The 19,354-nt window shown below is 60.6% G+C and carries 17 protein-coding genes and 1 pseudogene; 8 read left to right on the top strand and 10 right to left on the bottom strand.

Going from position 1 to position 19,354, the window contains the following annotated elements:
• Nucleotides 1–393 precede the first annotated feature (393 nt).
• The 5 genes from ACP15D_RS12810 to ACP15D_RS12790 form a co-directional block, all read right to left on the bottom strand.
• Nucleotides 394–3,612 (bottom strand): efflux RND transporter permease subunit, encoded by a 3,219-nt coding sequence (locus ACP15D_RS12810; protein WP_083556117.1) that lies wholly within the window; start codon nucleotides 3,610–3,612, stop codon nucleotides 394–396.
• Complete coding sequence (locus ACP15D_RS12805) at nucleotides 3,609–5,108, bottom strand: efflux RND transporter periplasmic adaptor subunit (RefSeq protein ID WP_072374004.1); 1,500 nt, start codon at nucleotides 5,106–5,108, stop codon at nucleotides 3,609–3,611. The genes ACP15D_RS12810 and ACP15D_RS12805 overlap by 4 nt, the downstream gene beginning before the upstream one ends.
• On the bottom strand, nucleotides 5,105–5,500 hold the full coding sequence (locus ACP15D_RS12800; RefSeq protein WP_072374001.1) for a FixH family protein: 396 nt from the start codon (nucleotides 5,498–5,500) through the stop codon (nucleotides 5,105–5,107). Before ACP15D_RS12800 ends, ACP15D_RS12805 begins: the two co-directional genes overlap by 4 nt.
• A 104-nt stretch (nucleotides 5,501–5,604) precedes the next feature.
• On the bottom strand, nucleotides 5,605–6,033 hold the full coding sequence (locus ACP15D_RS12795) for a hypothetical protein (protein ID WP_424957855.1): 429 nt from the start codon (nucleotides 6,031–6,033) through the stop codon (nucleotides 5,605–5,607).
• Between the two features lie 320 nt (nucleotides 6,034–6,353).
• Entirely contained in the window at nucleotides 6,354–6,779 is a 426-nt protein-coding gene (locus ACP15D_RS12790) for a MerR family transcriptional regulator (protein WP_072373998.1), read from the bottom strand.
• Nucleotides 6,780–6,905: 126 nt separating this feature from the next.
• Between ACP15D_RS12790 and ACP15D_RS12785 the strand changes: the two genes are divergently transcribed.
• From ACP15D_RS12785 to ACP15D_RS12775, 3 genes are read left to right on the top strand one after another with little or no spacing between them, the layout of a single operon-like run.
• Nucleotides 6,906–9,020: a heavy metal translocating P-type ATPase gene (locus tag ACP15D_RS12785; protein ID WP_171988086.1), complete on the top strand. Its 2,115-nt coding sequence runs from the start codon at nucleotides 6,906–6,908 to the stop codon at nucleotides 9,018–9,020.
• Nucleotides 9,017–9,538: a signal peptidase II gene (lspA, locus tag ACP15D_RS12780; protein ID WP_083556115.1), complete on the top strand. Its 522-nt coding sequence runs from the start codon at nucleotides 9,017–9,019 to the stop codon at nucleotides 9,536–9,538. Before ACP15D_RS12785 ends, lspA begins: the two co-directional genes overlap by 4 nt.
• A gap of 35 nt (nucleotides 9,539–9,573) precedes the next feature.
• Nucleotides 9,574–10,008, top strand: a complete 435-nt coding sequence (locus ACP15D_RS12775; RefSeq protein ID WP_072373993.1) for a DUF411 domain-containing protein — start codon at nucleotides 9,574–9,576, stop codon at nucleotides 10,006–10,008.
• 285 nt (nucleotides 10,009–10,293) lie between these two features.
• Here ACP15D_RS12775 and ACP15D_RS12770 read toward each other — a convergent pair.
• The 5 genes and pseudogenes from ACP15D_RS12770 to ACP15D_RS12750 all read right to left on the bottom strand — a co-directional run.
• Nucleotides 10,294–10,482: pseudogene (locus ACP15D_RS12770) on the bottom strand (tyrosine-type recombinase/integrase); the annotation flags it as partial.
• Nucleotides 10,483–10,540: 58 nt separating this feature from the next.
• Nucleotides 10,541–11,521, bottom strand: a complete 981-nt coding sequence (locus tag ACP15D_RS12765) for an arsenic resistance protein (RefSeq protein WP_072373990.1) — start codon at nucleotides 11,519–11,521, stop codon at nucleotides 10,541–10,543.
• A complete protein-coding gene (locus ACP15D_RS12760) occupies nucleotides 11,518–11,898 on the bottom strand; it encodes an ArsR/SmtB family transcription factor (RefSeq protein WP_424957854.1) in 381 nt (126 codons plus the stop codon). Before ACP15D_RS12760 ends, ACP15D_RS12765 begins: the two co-directional genes overlap by 4 nt.
• Before the next feature lie 267 nt (nucleotides 11,899–12,165).
• A complete protein-coding gene (locus ACP15D_RS12755; RefSeq protein ID WP_072374977.1) occupies nucleotides 12,166–13,524 on the bottom strand; it encodes a sensor histidine kinase in 1,359 nt (452 codons plus the stop codon).
• A gap of 5 nt (nucleotides 13,525–13,529) precedes the next feature.
• A complete protein-coding gene (locus tag ACP15D_RS12750) occupies nucleotides 13,530–14,177 on the bottom strand; it encodes a response regulator transcription factor (protein ID WP_348533039.1) in 648 nt (215 codons plus the stop codon).
• A gap of 459 nt (nucleotides 14,178–14,636) precedes the next feature.
• Here ACP15D_RS12750 and ACP15D_RS12745 point away from each other — a divergent pair, with 459 nt between their 5' ends.
• The 5 genes from ACP15D_RS12745 (at nucleotide 14,637) to ACP15D_RS12725 (ending at nucleotide 19,343) form a co-directional block, all read left to right on the top strand.
• A complete protein-coding gene (locus ACP15D_RS12745) occupies nucleotides 14,637–14,921 on the top strand; it encodes a hypothetical protein (protein ID WP_424957853.1) in 285 nt (94 codons plus the stop codon).
• On the top strand, nucleotides 14,922–15,827 hold the full coding sequence (locus ACP15D_RS12740; protein WP_072373979.1) for a cation diffusion facilitator family transporter: 906 nt from the start codon (nucleotides 14,922–14,924) through the stop codon (nucleotides 15,825–15,827).
• Between the two features lie 135 nt (nucleotides 15,828–15,962).
• Nucleotides 15,963–16,442: a hypothetical protein gene (locus ACP15D_RS12735; protein WP_139247183.1), complete on the top strand. Its 480-nt coding sequence runs from the start codon at nucleotides 15,963–15,965 to the stop codon at nucleotides 16,440–16,442.
• 73 nt (nucleotides 16,443–16,515) lie between these two features.
• The gene (locus tag ACP15D_RS12730) at nucleotides 16,516–17,871 is read left to right on the top strand and encodes a TolC family protein (protein WP_072373973.1); all 1,356 of its coding nucleotides are present in this window, start codon (nucleotides 16,516–16,518) and stop codon (nucleotides 17,869–17,871) included.
• Between the two features lie 8 nt (nucleotides 17,872–17,879).
• The gene (locus tag ACP15D_RS12725) at nucleotides 17,880–19,343 is read left to right on the top strand and encodes an efflux RND transporter periplasmic adaptor subunit (RefSeq protein WP_083556113.1); all 1,464 of its coding nucleotides are present in this window, start codon (nucleotides 17,880–17,882) and stop codon (nucleotides 19,341–19,343) included.
• Nucleotides 19,344–19,354 lie beyond the last annotated feature (11 nt).

Below are 19,354 nucleotides of genomic sequence, written 5' to 3'. Positions count from 1 at the left end.
ATCTGCTCCAATTCAGCTCCATAGGCTTCGTTGGCTAGCGCACCGTGACGTCACGCCCAGTGTCGAGGGTTGCATAAATTCTCGATACTCGGGTCGCCGTTGGGTGGGCGTCGTCCAGTATTGGACCACGGGTATCGTGTTGAAGTGCGGACCCTAGAAACTTAGGCTTTTACATGTGCCTCGCGGACGTCAGTCACGAAGCGGTTTTAGTACCTACTTAAAGAGATAGTGTGAGGCATTGGGGGTGAAACCGTTGGTCGGGCGAACGGACGTCCTCGAATGCCGCTCGAGGATGCCGTGTTTGCGCGTGCTTCAAAGTGTATGCGACCTTCTCGGACCGCGAGTCTGCGCCGTGGTGTGGGCCGGCCAGACTTGCCCCTCGGCGATTGCCGACTAGGTCCGATCGTAGGGTAAGATGGTCTTCAGATAACGTTCATCTTCCGCAATATCGAGCCGGCAAAAGCCAGAAAGAGCCGTTCCTTTCTCTGCCAGAGAAACGGCAGGCGGCAGCCGCCATCCTTTGATGAGGCCGTAAATGGCGGGAATGACGATGAGTGTCAGAAGGGTTGATGAGACCATGCCGCCGATCATCGGCACCGCAATGCGCTGCATCACCTCCGAGCCAGTTCCGGTGCTCCACAGTATGGGCAGGAGGCCGGCCATGATGGCCACCACCGTCATCATCTTCGGCCGGACGCGCTCCACCGCGCCCAGCATGATCGCTTCGTAGAGGTCAGCCTTCGAAAACGGGCGTCGCTCCTTCCCGCAGCGCAGCATAATCTCCTCTACCGCGTGATCGAGATAGATAAGCATCACGACGCCTGTTTCAGCGGCCACGCCAGCCAAAGCGATGAATCCGACCGCGGCCGCCACCGACATATTGAAGCCGAGCCACCACATCAGCCATAGCCCGCCGATCAAGGCGAACGGCAGAGACAGCATGACAATGAGCGTTTCGGTGATGCGCCGGAAATTAAGATAGAGCAGCAGAAAGATGATCATCAGCGTCACCGGCACAACCATCTGAAGTCGGGCCTCGGCGCGCTCCAGATACTCGAACTGGCCGCTCCACATGAGGTAGGTACCGGCAGGCATCACCACTTGGTCGGTTACCGCCTTCTTGGCATCGGCGACATAGCCGCCGAGATCTCGGTCACGAATGTCGACGAAGATATACGTTGCGAGTTTGCCGTTCTCGGTCCGGATCGACGTGGGACCCTGCGTGAGTTCGATATCGGCGACCTCTCCCAGCGGCACTGTGCCCCCGCCCGGCAGCCCGACCAAGACGTCCTTGGCGATGGTCTGGGGGTCCGAGCGCAGGTCGCGCGGATACCTGAGCACGACCGTGTAGCGTTCGCGTCCTTCGACCGTCGTGGTGATCGGCTCGGCCCCGAGCGCCGATGCCACCACGTTTTGCGCATCGGCAACCATCAAGCCATAGCGTGCCAGACGCGCGCGGTCCGGAATCACCTCGAGGTAGTATCCGCCGACCACGCGCTCGGCGTAGGCGCTCGATGTTCCTGGCACAGGCTTGAGGACGGTTTCCACCTGCCGGGCGACGTTCTCCATCTCGGTGAGATCCTTGCCGATCACCTTCACGCCCACGGGCGTGCGTATGCCGGTCGACAGCATGTCGATGCGCGCCTTGATCGGCATGGTCCACGCATTCGAGACGCCGGGAAACTGCAGGGATCGGTCCATTTCCTGGATCAGAGCATCAACGGTGAGCCCAGGACGCCATTGGTCCTTCGGCTTGAGGTTGATGATTGTCTCGAACATTTCCGTGGGCGCTGGATCGGTTGCCGTCAGCGCGCGTCCCGCCTTGCCGTAGACCGAGGCGACCTCCGGGAACGTCTTGATGATGCGGTCTTGCGTTTGGAGCAGTTCCGCGGATTTGGTGACGGATATTCCCGGCAGCGTCGTCGGCATGTAGAGCAGCGTTCCCTCATCGAGGTTGGGCATGAACTCGCTGCCCATATGCAGCATGGGCCATATCGAAATGCCGACCACGATCATCGCCAGCGCGATGGTCAGCATCTTCGCTCTGAGCACGCCGCGGATGACCGGCCGGTAGATTGCGATCAGGGCGCGGTTGAGCGGGTTCTTGGCTTCCGGGATGATGCGCCCGCGCACGAAGACCACCATCAGCGCCGGTACCAGCGTCACCGAGAGGATGGCCGCCGAGGCCATGGCGAAGGTCTTGGTGAACGCCAGCGGTCCGAACAGACGGCCCTCCTGCGCCTCCAAGGTAAAGATCGGGAGGAACGACACGGTGATGATAAGCAGGGAGAAGAACAGCGCCGGTCCAACCTCGGAGGCCGCTTCGATGATGATTTCGACACGCGGCTTATCCGGCGGCGCTCGTTCAAGATGCTTGTGCGCATTTTCGATCATGACGATCGCGGCGTCGATCATTGCGCCGATGGCGATGGCGATGCCGCCGAGGCTCATGATGTTGGAGCCGATGCCCAACAGCTTCATGGCGATGAACGCCATGAGGATACCGACGGGCAGCATGAGGATGGCGACGAGCGCGCTGCGCACGTGCAGAAGAAATACGATGCACACCAAGGCGACGACCACACTTTCCTCGAACAGGGTCGACTTGAGGGTGGCGATGGCGCGGTGAATGAGTTCGGAGCGATCGTATACGGGGACAATTTCGGTGCCCTCAGGCAGCGAGGGGGCTATCTCCTTCAAGCGCTCCTTGACGTTTTCGATGACCGTCAGCGCGTTGGCGCCTGAGCGCTGCAGGGCGATGCCGCTTGCCACCTCTCCTTCGCCGTTAAATTCGGTGATGCCGCGCCGCTCGTCGGGCGTGATCTCGACGCGTGCGATATCCTTCAGCAGCACCGGCGTGCCGCCGTTCATCTTGACGACGATGTTCTCAATATCCGCGGTATTCCTCAAATATCCACGCCCCCGTACCATGAACTCATGCTCGGCCAGCTCAAGGGTGCGGCCGCCGACGTCCATGTTGCTGTCGCGGATGACCTCGCGCATCTTTTGCAGCGAGATGCCGAGTGCACGCATGCGCCCCGGATCGACGACGACACTGTACTGCTTGACGAAGCCACCGACGCTCGCCACCTCGGCGACGCCTTCGGCCTTGGACAATCCGAAACGGATCTCCCAATCTTGCAGCGAGCGGAGTTCAGCCAGCGATTTGTTCTTGCCCAGCACCGCATACTGATAGACCCAGCCGACACCGGTCGCGTCCGGCCCGAGCGTTGGCGTGACGCCCGCAGGTAACCGCTTGGCGGCCGCATTGAGGTATTCGAGAACGCGGCTGCGCGCCCAATAGATGTCGGTACCGTCCTCGAAGATGATGTAGACGAACGACACGCCGAAGAACGAAAAGCCGCGTACGACCTTAGAGCGTGGCACCGTCAGCATCGATGTGGTGAGCGGATAGGTAACCTGATCCTCGACCACCTGTGGCGCCTGACCCGGGAATTCGGTGTAGACGATGACCTGCGTATCGGAGAGATCCGGGATGGCGTCGAGCGGCAAGTGCGTCAGCGCCCATAGACCCGCGACAACGGCGAACGCCGTGGCAATGAACACCAGCATCAGGTTGCGCGCCGACCAGCCGATGAGGCGCGCGATCATTGGCTGGCCGCCTTGGCCGGTGCCGCCGACAGGCCCCTCAGTGCGGACTGCAGGTTGCTCTCTGCATCTATGAGGAAGTTGCCGTCGACGACGACTCTGTCGCCGTCATTTACGCCGTTCAGGACCTCAACGTAGCCGTCCCCCTTGCGGCCAAGCTTGACGTCGCGCGGCTCGAAGCGGCCCTCGCCACGATCGAGCAAGACGACCTGCTGTGCGCCGCTGTCGACCACAGCACTTTGCGGAACGGCGACAACAGGCTCATCGGAGCCGGTTGCAATATCGACATCCGCGTACATGCCGGGCAACAGCGCGAGGTTGGGGTTGGGCAGCTCGATGCGCACGCGCGCCGTGCGCGTTTCCTTCATCAGGTGCGGGTAGATGACCGCCACCTTGCCGTTGAAGACGCGGCCGGGATGCGCGCGCGTTGTCACTTTGACGGATTGGCCCGGCTTCAGCGCGCCGATGTCACCCTCGGCGACATCGGCCATGATCCAAACGACCGAATGGTCGGCGATACGGAACAGCACGTCGCCAGCCGCGGCCCGCATGCCTTCGACCGCGCGTCGCTCAAGAACGATGCCGTCGCCCGGTGCGCGCCATACAACGGTATCGGGAACCTCGCGCGTTCGCGCGATGTTGTCGATGAACTCTATTGGAAGCCCCATATTTTCAAGACGACGGCGCGCGCCGATGACCGGGGCCCTCAGGTTGTCCGCTTTTAGGAAATCCCTGTTCTTGCCGGCAGTCGGGCCCCAGCCCGTTTGCTCTTCGATGACGAGCCGGGCCCCGGCACTGAGGAGTTCGGGCGCATAAATCGTCATGAGTGGCGCGCCCTTCTTCAGATGGGTACCAGTCGTGACGTCCGCTACTTTCTCGATATAACCGTCGAAGCGGAGTGCGATTACGGTGATTCGGCGCTCATCTAGCTCGACCACCCCCGGCGCACGGATGTCTCTGGAGATTTGTCTCTTGCTCACGGCCTCCGTTTTCACGCCGGTGCGCTGGATTTTCCCTGGCGATATCTTGACAGTATCGCCATCGTCGACCTCGTCCTCGTAAACGGGGATGTAGTCCATCCCCATCGAATCCTTCTTGGGCACCGGCGAGATGTCGGGAAGCCCCATCGGATTGCGGTAGTGAATGATCTTGCGACCCTGCTCGGGGAGCGAAGCGTCCTGTGGCTCGGCCTCCGCTGTCGCGTTCGCCGCGTCGCCAGTCGTTCTGGGCTTGCCGAACCCTATGTCCTCCGAGGCGTGTACGGCGACGTACGCCTTCCCGTCCGGCGTCGTTTTCGGCGTCAGCGAATAGAGCGGCTTGCCGCTCGGGTCGCGGTAATAGATGACGGGCCCCTGCGAGGCAGGATTCGCCGGCTCCGTGATCAAACTCGCGACATGTCCTGGGAGTTTGACGATGCCCGTCTGGCCCGCCCACAGCCCGGCTCCCGCCGCGGCCAATATAGCCGCGACGGTCAGCACCCCTTTGAGAAGCGGTTTCATTCGGTCGCCGTGACGATGAGCTTGTCTTCAACCGTCCCGGTCTCTCCTTGGACCTTAGCGCCCAGCGACAGCGCCCACTTTCCAGCCATGGTGAGCTTGGTCTTGAAACGGTAGACACCCGGCTCCGTTGAGCCGACGAGCTCGATGGGCGAATCCATCATTTCCATGCCGTCGGGGCCCATGTCGATACGCTTGGCGAAGATCACCGCATCGGGGATGGGGCGACCCGAAGGCTTGTGCACGAGCTTTACGGCGATGACGGCGTCGCCTTGCTTCACCTCCTTGTCGACAAGCTGAAACTCGTAGTCCTTCTCGCCGGCTACAGCGGCGACGGATAGAAGCGCGAGCAGTGCAGCGCCAAAGGTGGCGGCACGCAGGGTCTTGCGTTGCATCTTTCAATTCTCCTGTTGTCGTGAACCAGCGCGGACCGGCATGGCCAACGCTCGCGCCGACCACGGCTATGGCCGCAGCCGCACGTACGCCCAGGGGCGCAGATTCAGACGCTTGGAGGTCGAAGGAGGGGAGGAATCAGCAACCCGCCGGAAACCTGCGATACGGCAGGCCGCACGCGCGCTGAAACGACATCGCCGGGCACAGTCATTTCACCAACCGGCGAGGCCAGCGGTTGGAAGCACTTAACGAGACAGGTGCCCATCTCTGGGCAAACCTTTTGCGGGCATTCCGGGCAGGGCTTGGCCGGCTTGTGGCACGGCATATCGTGCTTCATCGCCGCCGTGTGCTCCGCCATCGCCTGGTTTGACGTTGCCATGGCCAGTGCGTAGGTCGACGACAGCGGCATAGCGACGATCGCCCCGAGCATGGCGAGCATGCCGAGGACCACAGACCAGCGCTGGTAGACGCGATGTCTCACAAGCGCAGACTGCCACAGCGAGGTGATCCCGGCAACACGCGGCTGGAGGATCAAGCAGCGTCAATTAGGCCGAAGTTAAGCGACTCCGGCGACTGAAAAATCATCGCGGCAGGTTGCCCGGAGGGCGTGCGTGCGACTTAAGCCGCGCGCTAGGCAGCTTCTCGGCCTACCGCACCGATCGGTAGCATCGCTAGGCGTGAAATCCGGTATGCCGCGTCCTGGCGGCATTTTTTTCGGATTTTCCGAACTCTGCCGAACTCGGCCTCCCCCCGGCAAATACGTCTTGTCGGCGACGGGGCTGCCCGCGGTGCCGGCCAGGCCTGCGATCGGCACGGTGGCGGTTATAGTTGCACCAATTGTTTGTGTCTCGATTGCTATTTAACTGGGCCGTTTGGATCGATAGGAGCCAGCGCTTCGATTATCCGGCACTCGGCAATGGTGCCGCAACCGCACTGGCGGATGATGCTGTCAAGTTCGCGCCGCAGAGCCTTCAGATCGGTAAGCTTGCGATCGACTTCCGCGAGGTGGTCGCGCGCGATCATGTCGACAGCCTCGCAGGAACGCTGCTTTTGATCCGATAAGCCCAGAAGCTCTCTCACCTGCTCCAGACCAAATCCCAGATCGCGGGCACGGCGGATAAAGCTCAGCCGACCGAGATCCTTGGCTCCATACGCACGATAGTTTCCGCTCGTCCTATCAGGTGCGGCGAGCAATCCGATTCGCTCATAATACCGGATCGTTTCCACCTTGGTGCCGGTGGCCTTGGACAAATCGCCGATCGTGAGAATGCCTGAACTCATAAGGGTTGACCCTATAGTTACTACAGGGTGCAATATGCGCTCTTAACGGGAGAAAGTCCAAAAATCATGACGGCTGCCGAACGACCTCCAACAAACATCCACACGCTCAAGATGGGGGTCGAAGGGATGGATTGCGGCGCGTGCGCCCTCAAGATCGAGTATGCCCTGACGCGTCTACCCGGCATCAGCGACATCATCGTCAACTATGGCACTGAGACGCTGACCCTGAGCCACGCCCCGGATCGAATCTCACGCCAAGTGATAGAGGACAAGATCCGCAGCCTTGGCTACACGCCGCGTCCTCTGGCGGTGGAAGAAACCAACTCGACCCCTTCGCGCGAGCGGGCTGACCGGCCGTGGTGGCAAACGCGCAAGGGAAAGCTCGTCCTTGTAAGCGCAGCCCTGCTTGCAGGGGCCGCCATTGTCGCTTGGATTGCGCCGGATCTCTCGTTTTTCGCCTATCTCGCAGCGGCCGTCATTGGTCTCGTACCTATTGCCCGGCGTGCGCTCGCGGGGGCAATGTCCGGCACACTCTTCAGCATCGAAACGCTCATGAGCGTGGCGGCCGCCGGGGCTATTCTCATCGGCGCGACCGAGGAAGCGGCCGTTGTGATTTTCCTCTTTGCAGTGGGCGAACTACTGGAGAACGTCGCGGCAGGGCGTGCGCGGGCGGGTATCCAAGCGCTGATCGGATTAGTTCCGCGCATCGCCCAGGTCGAGCAAAACGGCGAGGTACGGAAAGTATCAGTCGAACAATTGCGCGTCGGCGATGTCGCCGTGGTCCGCCCTGGCGATCGGGTTCCATCGGACGGAAAAATCATCGAAGGCACATCGGAACTTGACGAATCCCCGGTCACCGGCGAGTCGGTTCCGGTCCTTAAAACTGCCGACGCCATGGTCTATGCCGGTAGTATCAACGGCAACGGCTTACTCAGGATATCGATCACCAAGGCCGCAGCCGATAACACCATCGCCCGCATCATTCATCTGGTGGAGGAGGCGCAGACCTCCAAAGCGCCTACAGCCCGCTTCATCGACCAATTCGCGACCTATTATACGCCCGCGTCTATGGGTGCAGCGGCCCTAATCATTGTCGTGCCGCCGTTGCTGTTCGGAGCCGATTGGGGGACTTGGATCTATCGCGGCCTCGCCACGCTGCTTATCGCCTGTCCCTGCGCGCTCGTGATTTCGACGCCCGCTGCCATCGCCTCCGGTCTCGCGGCGGGGGCCCGCCGTGGCCTTCTTATCAAGGGCGGTGCAGCCTTAGAGGCTCTTGGCAAGATCAAGACTGTGGCCTTTGACAAGACCGGCACGTTGACAATCGGCAAGCCGCAGGTGACCGATGTCATCGCCATTGAAGGCGACGATGGTGAGATATTAGGGAAAGCTGCTGCCGTCGAGCAAGGGTCCAGCCATCCGCTCGGGTTTGCGATCATCGCCGCAGCCCGCGCTCGCTCGCTCGCGATCCCACAGGCCTACGGGGGCGCATCCGCCGTGCCTGGCAAGGCCGTTGTTGCTCGCCTTGGCGAGGGTTTTATATCGGTCGGCTCGCCGCGCTATGCAGCCGAATTCAACCTGCTGCCCCCTTCCTTAGAAGACGCGGTGCAGAGGCTGGAGGCGGAAGGCAAGACTGTGGTGATCGTGGCCACGAAAGAGCGCGCTCTCGGCCTCATCGCGCTCCGCGACGAACCACGTCCCGATGCCGTGGCCGGGATCAGATCGCTTAAGGCCCTCGGGGTACACAGCATCATGCTGACGGGCGACAACCGGCGCACCGGGCAAGCCATAGCAAGCGCCCTTGCCCTCGATGTACGCGCCGAGCTCTTGCCTGACGCGAAGCTCCAAGCAATTGCTGAACTCAAGACGGCTGGCCCTGTGGCCATGGTTGGCGATGGCATCAATGACGCGCCCGCCCTTGCGGCATCCTCGGTCGGCATCGCGATGGGGGGCGGGACCGATGTTGCGCTGGAGACAGCCGATGCGGCCTTGCTCGGCAATCGCGTCACCGGCGTTGCCGAGCTTGTCAGCCTCGCTCGGGCAACCTTGTCCAATATTTGGCAAAACATCGCGCTCGCGCTCGGGCTGAAGGCCGTATTTCTGATCACCACTCTGCTCGGCATTAGCACGCTGTGGATGGCCATCCTCGCAGATACAGGGGCCACCGTGCTGGTCACCGCGAACGCATTGCGCCTGCTGCGATTTCGTCCGGCAGCGAAAGCGTCATCTCAGGAGATCGCATGAGCAGCGCAATAGACACCTCGGCAACGCCCCGCCTGACAAAACTATTTGGATTGGCGGCTATTACTGTCGCCTTCGTTTTCGATCAAGCCACCAAGCTGATGGCGTTAGCGACGCTTGAGCGCGGAAACGCACAATCCGTGCTGCCATTTTTCGATCTCCGTCTCAGCTTCAACCAAGGGATATCCTTCAGCATGTTCGCTGAGACATTCGCGGGCCGACCCACGCTTATGGCCGGGATCACGCTCGTCATTGTTGCGCTATTTGCCATTCTTCTGATCCGATCGACCGTGCGTTGGGAAGCCATCGCGTTCGGTCTGATCATTGGCGGCGCACTTGGCAACGCTCTAGATCGTCTTCGCCTCGGTGCGGTTGTCGATTTCCTAGATTTTCATGTCCGGGACTATCACTGGCCCGCATTCAACTTCGCGGATGCCGCAATCGTAGTCGGCGTCATGGTCTTGCTCGCAACCTCTTTTGGCAACTTCGCGGACAATCAGTCGAAGGAAAACCCATCATGACCACAGAACATCAGATTTATCGGCGGTCAGCTTGGATGACGGCGTTCGCCATAGGATTTTTTCCGGTTGCGGCAGTTGCGGCGTCACTCGAGATGATGACCACCGGAGGATGTTCTTGCTGCCATGCGTGGGCCCGCCACTTGCGGGCAGCCGGTCATGAGGTTGCCGTCAAGGATCTCGCAATGGGCCAGTTGATGAAGATGAAGCTCGATGCGGGCATTCCCGCTGCAATGACGGCCTGTCATACCGCAAGAGTCGATGGCTATCTGATCGAGGGGCATGTTCCCGAGCAAGATATTCGTAAGCTGCTTACCGAGCGGCCCGAGGCCCTTGGGCTCGTTGTGCCAGGTATGCCCATTGGATCGCCCGGCATGGAATTTGGCAACAAGCGCGAAGCCTACGAGGTTCTTCTTCTGAAAAAAGACGGCAGCACGGAAGTGTTCGCCCGATATGGCTCGCAACCTGAATGATACTGATGGCCTGGGCGGCTCTTCGGCAAGGCTGCCGTCGATCGCCTGCGGTTTGCGGCTGCTCCGCCAGATCGAGCGGTTCGCGAACAGTATCGATTTCAAGCCCCAACTCTCGCTCATGCGCCTAGGTGCACGTATCGGTGCGGGAGCATCTGCTCTCGATCACCAGCCGCATTGGGCAGCAGGCTTGTCTCTTGGAGGCGACGTATACTGTTGGCCTTTGTGGGACCGACGGGGCATTTGTTGTTAGCAGTGAAGAATCGCTTCTATGTCGCTTTTCGAATTTCACCGAGCGCTCGCGAGGAGCACATCCGACGGGGGGCGAAACTTGCCTGGTTTGATCATTGGCGGTGAATGGGCGGCGAGGACAGCGAGCTTCTCGGCGGGATCGGCTCGCAGGTAGGCTTCTGTGCTCTGGATGCTCGCGTGGCCGAGCTACAGCGCTACCTTGCGGATGTCGCCGGTTGCCGCCAGTCTCCCCCCACGAGCGACCGTAAAACGATGGCGGGCTTCGCGCAGGATGGAGTCAAATTCAGGCCTGCGGAGAAGTGGCAATCTCAACGCCCCCCAGCTTCGGCATGACCTTCATATAGACAAGCGAGGCGACGAGTTCGACGACGGTCTGCGCCACAATCACGGCAGGTAGGAGGGGCATGGCCCCCGGCACCGCGAAGGCCAACGGAAGAATGACAAGTGAATTGCGCGTGGCTGAACTGAACGCAATGGCCCGGACACCCGGGACCGTCAATCCTGCAACGCGCCCGATGCCCCACCCAATCGCGGGAGCAACGATAGCGAACGCGATATACACCGGGATCACATTCGTCGCGCTTGGGAGCGCAAGACCCATTTGCGGCACCACCACTGCGAACACCAGAAATAACACCAACGCGGTCGAAGGTACGGGCAGGTGGTCAAAGCCGGTCTTCAGGTGAGAGAGTAATTGGCTGCGCTTTTCCCCAAACTGCACCAATGCGGCCAACGACAGCGGCATGGCGATCAGCCACAAGAAGGCGTGAAGAAACGGGCCGATCTGCATCAGGCGAGCCGCCTCTTCGCCAAGGAATACCCTTAGATAGATGGGCAAACAAAGCATCTGCAGGAGAAGAAGCATTGGCGTCGATGCGAGTAGCAGCCGGGCGTCCGCACGTCCGATATGCGAGAACGTCACGACGTAGTCGATGCAGGGGGTAAGCAAGACCATCAGCACGCCAAGGCGAACAATTGGATCAACCGGAACAAATTGGAGCAAAGCCAACACGAGGAGTGGGATCGCAACGAAATTGGCTGCCGTCAGAGCACCAAGAAAGCGGACCCGTAGAAGCGCCTTACCGAGGTCTACAAGTGGTACCTGAAGAAATGTCACGAACAACATCAGTGCCAGCGCCGGCTCGACGAGAGACGCCATTCCAGCCGTCGAAAAGACTAGCGACGCGCCAACAGCACAAAGCATGGCGGCGAAGTAGATCGCCACCTGCCAGATTTCCAGCGTCTCGCGCAAGCTCGCGGTCATGTGATGCGCTTTCGATTTCGGGTTCGCAACTTTGTGGGTCGCCCCTCGCATTGGGCGAAGAGCTTGATGGCTGGGTCGCAAACCTCGCAGTGGCCTTCGCAGCAGTCGCGCATGAGGAAGGCAACGAGGTCGGAGAGCGCAGGAAAGATTGCACTGTAAATTATCGAGCGACCTTCCCGGCGGCTCACGATTAATCCCGCTTGCTGCAGATGATTGAGATGGAAGGCGACCCGGGAACTCGCCGAACCGTCGAGGGCAGCGCCAATCGCGCCCGCTGCCATGCCTTCGGCTCCTGCTTTGACCAGCATTCTTACAATTCGTAGCCGCGTTTCCTGGGCCAGTGCCGCGAAGCCATCCAGAGCCTGCCGTTCGCGCATACTGCCTCAATATCTCAAGAGATGTTGAGATATTAGTTCAGATCCCGATCGGGCTTGCAAGAGCCTTCTGCAACCGGCTGGCCCGTTGGCCGATCAGCTGAACAAGACAACGGCAGGCGACCCCGCAATTTGACGTCTCTGCCGCCGGCAAGCCGAGTCATCGAACTTGCCGCTGCCGCTCCGGTTGACCGCAGCCCACGGAAGCTATGGGCTGATTTTCTACGTGATACGGAAAAGGACTTACCGATTCCATGCGGACGATCGAGATCAGCTGTTCATCGTAGAATGCGCCGGTAGCTCTAGGATTACCTTGAGACCACCCAAGTCGGAGCGATCCAAATGGACAGATCCACCGTAGAGCTGCGTTAAGTCGCGCACGATCGCCAACCCCAAGCCTGAACCGTCAGAACTGCCCCACTGCTCACCGACGTCCAGGACGACATCCCAAGCCTCTGCCGGCAATCCTGGGCCGTCATCCTCTATGGCCACTCCGACAAGCTTCCGTGGGCCCGCCTTCACAACGCCAAGTCGGATCGTTTTCCTCGCAAACTTGCAGGCGTTGTCGACGATATTGGCGAGGATCTCCTCCAAGTCTTCGGCTTCGCAACCGACAAACACGTCGGCAGGAATTAAGTTCTGAATAGTGAATTGCCGATCACGATGCAGTCGCTCCAACGCTGCAATGACGTTGTCCGCAGAATCCGAGAGCGATGTCGCTTGCTGGGGATTCCTGCGTGATGCGGCCGCCCTGGCCCTGGCGATGTGATAGTCGATCTGGCGACGCATGCGCTTGGCCTCACCCAGCACGACCGCAGCAGCATCCTCGTCTCCCTTGGCTTTGAAGCGATGTCCCTCGTCGACGAGTATCGCCAGCGAACTCTTTAGACCATGCGCAATGTTTCCTGCTTGCGTGCGTGCTCTGACCATCTGCTCCCCGGAAGAGGCAAGAAGATTGTTGAGGTCGTCGATGAGCGGCTGCACCTCTTCGGGGAAAATTCCTTTGATTGCTGACGAGTCGCCTGTGCGAACTTGTGCCAGTGCTCGACGCAGCTGGGCAAACGGCCTCATCGCATAAAGCAGGAGCAGAACAGCGGCGGCTATCAGCGATAGCGAAAAGCCCCCCAACGCCCAGAGCAGCACGTAGTTGAATTTCTGCATCTCACGATCGAGCGCGTTTTGGTCGGTGCCAATAATGATACGCGTGGGCACCAGATCCTCGCCGAACCAGCGAAGCCGCTCCGCAATCATCAACCCGCCGGTCGGTCCCTCGATCCGATACGTATGTGTCTGCGCGTTTTCTCCGGCCCCGGCGGGAATCTTTAGCGGGGGCCCCTCGAGTGATGGCGAGCGCGCCAGAACCTTGCCGCCCTTTTGAATTTCCCAATATGCGCCGGATAGATGCGCGCTGTAGCGCGGGTCGCTGAGCGAACTCTTGAGCTTCAGGGCCCCAGCCGAATCAATCTCGACTAGTCGTTCGAGTTCATCGAGATTGACGTGCAGCTGATCGTAGAACTGGGTGACCAGAAAATCCCTGAAAGCGGTCGATAGCAAAAGTCCAGCGACGGCCACACCTCCAGCGATCCACGCCGCCGCTACAATGATCAACCGCATCTTGAGGCTACGCATGCTGCTCAATCCATCCGGTAGCCGAGACCGCGGACGGTCGTGATGAAATCCCGACCGAACTTCTTCCGTAGCCTGGCAATGTAGACCTCAATCGTATTCGACACGGCGCCGTCATCCAGGTTGTAAAGATGCTCCACCAGCTCCTTCTGAGAGACGATGCGCCCGATCCGCAGCATGAAATACGTGAGCATGCGCAGCTCCAACGCCGTAAGCGTTGTAGAGTGGCCGTCAACGGTGGCTTTTCCCGCTACGGTGTCGAGGGTGATATTCTTATGGCTGAGAAGGGGATGCGCGGCACCAGATGTGCGCCGCGTCAGGGCACGCAACCGCGCAACGATCTCGGGCGCATGAAATGGCTTACTGATGTAGTCGTCCGCACCGGCGTTCAACCCCTTGACCTTCTCCGGCCAGGCTCCACGCGCCGTCAAAATCAACACTGGCATCGAAATGCCGGCCGCGCGCCACGACTGCAGCACTTCCAACCCGTCCATCCCGGGCAGCCCGAGATCGAGCACGGCAGCGTCGAAAGACTGATCAAGCGCTAGCGAGCACGCATCCGCTCCATTGGAAACGTGATCCACGACAAAGCCCGCGGTTTCAAGCGCGGTGGCCAGACGCTCTGCGATCGCCCCATCATCCTCGACAAGTAGTATTCGAATGGCGATTCTCCTTGGCTGCGGGGCTGCGGGGCTGCGGGGCTGCGGCAGGAAAGATGACCCTCAAACCATAAGCAGCAAGTCCCCGTTCAGCATATTTCGACGCCGTGGCCCCGCAGCCGCAGCTTTTTCAGCTTGGTTTCAGCCTGCCGTGTCAGACATCGTGCTATGGGCAAGACCGTAACGAGCGCGATAGTCGCGTTGATCGCAGTGATGGCGGTCGGATATCCTGCTCAAGGATCTCCCGTTACGTTGTCCGGTGTCGAAACCTCGCTTGCATCGACACATAGCGCGAGGCGCTCGATCGGCCGCAGGGCTTGGATAAAACGGCGACGTTCGATGCCAACCATCCCGCCAACGGATCTGCATTGCCATCTGCCGCGGCGTGGCGGAATGAACTGCCACAGGGGCCTCGTGTACAAGGGTCCGAGATAAACGGTAAGGCGATCCGATAAAATGATGAGTTCCATCGAGCACGTGGCTTCCCCGTCGAGCAATCCTGAGCTGATGACCTTTGATGATGAAGCGTTTAGCCGAGAGCTCGTCGCGCTGATGAGTTGTGCCTTCGATGCGGCACGCGAACAGATCCTGGCGCGGGAAGCCGTCGTGTCTGAGGCGTCTGAGAAACTTATGGCGCTCGGCATTATGCTGGCCGTTCAGGCTGGAGAGCGAGAGGTCCAAGCGCTCAAGGACATTGCGGTCGACGCCGCGAGCGGTGCTCCACAAACGTCGCAAATATAGATGGGCCATGGACATCAGCACGCAAATCCACGTGCAGCGAACTCGGCAGCCCTGCGGGGAGCTTTGTTGCTCACGGGCACATTCCTCATCGCGGAAGTGATCGGCGGCATACTGACCGGCAGCCTCGCGCTCATTTCAGATGCAATGCATATGCTGACTGACACGTTCGGCCTCGCCATCGCTCTCGCCGCGATTAAGGTGGGCAGCCGCCCGGCGGACAGCCAGCGCACGTTTGGGTATCAACGCTTCGAGGTGCTGGCGGCGACCTCCAATGCTGTGATCCTCTTCGGTGTCGCCGGCTACATCCTGTACGAGGGCTACAAGAGGATCGTTGAGCCCGAACAAATACAGTCCGTCGGTATGCTGGTGATTGCGGTGATCGGGCTCGTCATCAATCTTATCTCCATGCGGCTGTTGGCGGCCGGTCAAGCGAAAAGCCTCAATGTCAAGGGAGCCTACCTTGAAGTGTGGAGCGACATGCTCGGCTCCATCGGGGTCATTGCCGCCGCGGCTATTATTTGGCTGACGGGCTGGCTCTGGGTCGACGCCGTCGTGGCCATCGGCATTGGTCTGTGGGTGCTGCCCCGCGCCTGGTCCCTGTTGCAGGAGACAACCAACATTCTGCTGGAAGGGGTGCCGGAAGGTATAGACTACGCTGCCGTTGCCGCTGCGCTGCGGCAAGTCCCCGGCGTGAAGAACCTTCATGACCTGCATATCTGGGCATTGGGAAGCGACACGCCTGCGCTATCGGTTCATCTGGTACTGGAACCTGACAGGGAACAATCCGAGGTGCGCGAAATGGCTGGACGCGTGCTTTCCGAGGATTTCCACATCTCGCACGTAACCTTGCAGCTGGAGTTGCGAGACTGCAGGGAGGGAATCGAGGACCATGTGCTCCATGCTTAGGCTTCCATGCGGTTCCGTCCCGGAATCTATGGGGAAACTGCCTGTTCCAGCGCGGCTTTGCTTAACCCATCCTGAAATAGTTGTGTCCCGTCCGCGACAGAGCCGCCATGGCATAAGCGCCCCAACGGTTTTTTCTTGAATATGAAGCCGGTGATGCGCATTAGGCTAGGTGCAGGTTTAGGGCTGGGACAGATGAGCCTCTGGCGACAACTCATAGCGATCGTGCTGTTGATCGCCTTCGTGCCTGCCACGTTCGCAGCAGCTCTTCCGCTCGTCTATTGCTTCGGCGCCGATGGTCACCGCGCAATCGAGCTGTTGGATGCGGGAACACATCATGCGACCGAGCACGCAGAACGGCTGAGCAGCACAGATCCGGGACCCGGCGTCGAGGCGCCGAAGGGATGCGTCGACATAGACATCGTATCTCTCGCTAGCTTGCCGCAGCCAAGTTCATTGATTAAGTCGCTTCCGTCCAAATCGCCAGTGCCGCATTGGGCCACAATTGCTGCCATCCAAGACGGCCATTGGTCCCTGTCTGCGGTAGATCGACGAGAGCGGGCCAAGCCTGATGTCGATCATCTCGCTTCGCACCGGACAATTGTCCTTTTGATCTAGCGTCTCCAATCGCGACTGAGTACGGCCGTCTCCCCCTCGGAGATGCCAACTGAGCACGCATTAGGGAGGCAGCATGGCGGGCCAATACCGCGCCAGTAGCCGCGTAAGCGTTATAGCACTGACGTTAAGTCTCGCCGGGTGTGGAGGGGTTACGGAGACGGTCGTCGTCCCCGAGCCGGGCGCGTCCGGAGCAACTTACGGCTGGCAGGCCTCCGCTCCGCAACCGGAGACGAGAGAAGCGTATGCGCCATCGGGCACACTGACGTTCGGCGAAGCGGTCAATCTTGCCGTTGCCTACAGCCCGTCGGTGAAGGCCGCGGCATCTGAAATCGATGCTCGACACGGGGATGCGTTCCAAGCGTCCAGACGACTGAACCCCGAACTGGCGGCTGGCGTCGAGAACCTGCCGAATTCGGGCGGGATTGCCGCAGAAGATTCAAGTGAAAGCCTGCAGCTGTCGCAAACCTTCGAACTCGGGGGCAAGCGCATGGCGCGGCTCAACGCGGCTAATCTCGAGGCGTCGATCGCAGGCTGGGATTTCGAAGTCGCCCGCTTGCAGGCCGCCACCGACGCGGCCCAACTTTTCGTCGATGTGATCGCCTCGCAAGAAAAGGTGGCCATCCTTCGCGACTTTGTCGGCGTGTCGCAAAAAACGCGCTCCGCTGTCGATGCACGTGTGAAAGGCGGCCGCGCAAGCCCGATCGAACTCGATCGCAGCAAAGTTGCCGTGGCCAGCGCCCAGGCTTCACTCGGCGCCGAAGAAGCGCGTCTAAAATCGGCACGCGATCGGCTTTCGGCGCTCTGGGGCGCTAGCGGGGCAACGTACACGCGAGCCGCTGGCCGCCTTGGTCGTGACCGCAGCGCGCCCTCGTTTGAAGAAGTACAGGCTTTCCTCGACGCCAATCCGAATATCGCCCGCTGGGGCGATACCGTCGGGCATCGCTATGCCGTGCTCGAGGTGGAGCGGTCGAAAGCCGTTCCCAACGTCACCATCGGTGCGGGACTCAGGCGATTCGAAACCGATAGCTCGACCGGCATGATCGCCGGCGTTTCATTGCCGCTTCCCCTGTTCGACCGCAACGAAGGCGCTATCGCCGCGGCCCAGCATCGCATCGCCCGAGCAGAGTTCGATGCGCAGGCTGCCAGGGCCCAGATGAGGGGTACGCTTATCGGTGCCCTCGGCGCGGTTGCGGCCGCGAATGCCCAGGCCAATGCTATCGAGAGCCAAGTGCTCCCCGCCGCGCAATCGGCGTTCGATCGGACCCGCACCGGGTACGAAGAAGGCAAGTTCGATCTTTTGAACGTCCTCGATACGCAGCGAACCCTCTTCGAAGCCCGCCGCGAGCTGGTCAACGCCCGCGCGGATTATGAAAAGGCGCGCGTGCAGGTCGAAGCCCTGATCGGCCGCGAGCTAAACGGCCTCAAGTGAGTACAAAGATGACCCGAAAGACCAAGCTAATTGCCGGACTGGCGCTCGTTGTACTCGCTGCACTAATTGGAGCGCGTGAAATTTCCAAGTCGTGTGGACCTGCCGCGTCGGCGGAGGAGGGGCACGCGCATGGCCAAGGCCACGCGGCCGCCGAAGAGGGCTTTGGCACGCGCGTGTGCGAGGCCGGGCTATTTTCGGCGCTGAGCGAGTCCATCGGTCTTGGCTCAACTTCGACAGAAACGAACGTGGAGACGAACCACAAGCACGGCGACACCGAGGGCGATGGACACAAGCACGGCGCCCCCGGCGACGGGCACGAAACGGAGCCTGACGGTCACGAGCACGCCGCAACGGAGCCGGAAGGGCATGCACACGGAGCCGAAGAGGGACACCAGCACGGAGCGGGAGAGGAAAGCGAAGGGCTTGTCAAATTGACCCCCGAGCAGATTGCCGCTGCGGGAATAGAGACGGCGCCTGTGGAGCCCGCAACGCTCGTGAAGGAAATATCCGTGCCCGGACGCGTTACGCTCAACGCTGACCGTCAGGCCAAGATCGTGCCAAAGCTGGCGGGGACGGTTGCGACCATCGACAAGCGCCTCGGGGAACCGGTTGTCAAAGGCGACCTGCTGGCCACCCTCGAAAGCCGCGAGATGGCCGATGGCAAATCGCAATACCTTGAAGCGTGGCGCGCCGAGGAGCTGGCCAAGTCCGTGTTCGAGCGCGAGGAGCGCCTGTGGAAGCAGAAAGTGACGGCCGAGCAGGAATACCTCAACGCCAAGAATGCTTTCGAGACGTCGAAAATTCAACTGGAGCTGGCCCACCAGAAGCTCCACACCATGGGCCTGGACGAAAGCGATATAGATGACGTCACGAACCGGAAAGGCGAGGAGCAGTCCTTTCGAACCTACCAGATCCGGTCACCCATCGCCGGGAAGGTGACTGCGCGCAGCCTGATCCTCGGCGAAATGGTTGGCACCGAGCAAGAGATCTTCAACATCGCGGACCTTTCGACGGTGTGGGTCGAACTCGCAGTGCAGCCGGCCGACCTACCGTTCGCCAAAGAGGGGCAGGAGGTCATCGTCACCGGGGACGACCGCACCGCGCGCGGGAAGATTATTGCGCTCAGCCCGGTGATCGATCCAGAGACCCGCGCGGCGAAGGCGATAGCCGAGATCGATAATGCCGAGGGCAGCTGGCAGCTCGGCGACTACGTGCGTGCGCAGCTCATTGCCGGCCAGCAAAAGGCTGCCGTGGCCGTGCCACGGGACGCCATCCAGACGATCAATGGTCAGAAGTCGGTGTTTGTAGCCGTCAATGGCGGCTTCCGGGCGCGTCCCGTCACGCTCGGGCGTGAAGACCGCCAGAATGTTGAGATCGTCTCGGGTCTGAAACCCGGAGAGAGCGTTGCTACGCAGAACACGTTCACCCTCAAGGCCGAGCTCGGAAAATCCGAAGCCGAGCACGAGCACTAAAGGTCAGTCCC

The sequence above is a fragment of the Hyphomicrobium sp. 1Nfss2.1 genome (assembly GCF_965243865.1).
Taxonomy (GTDB): domain Bacteria; phylum Pseudomonadota; class Alphaproteobacteria; order Rhizobiales; family Hyphomicrobiaceae; genus Hyphomicrobium_A.
This window is presented reverse-complemented; position numbering and strand designations above follow the sequence as displayed.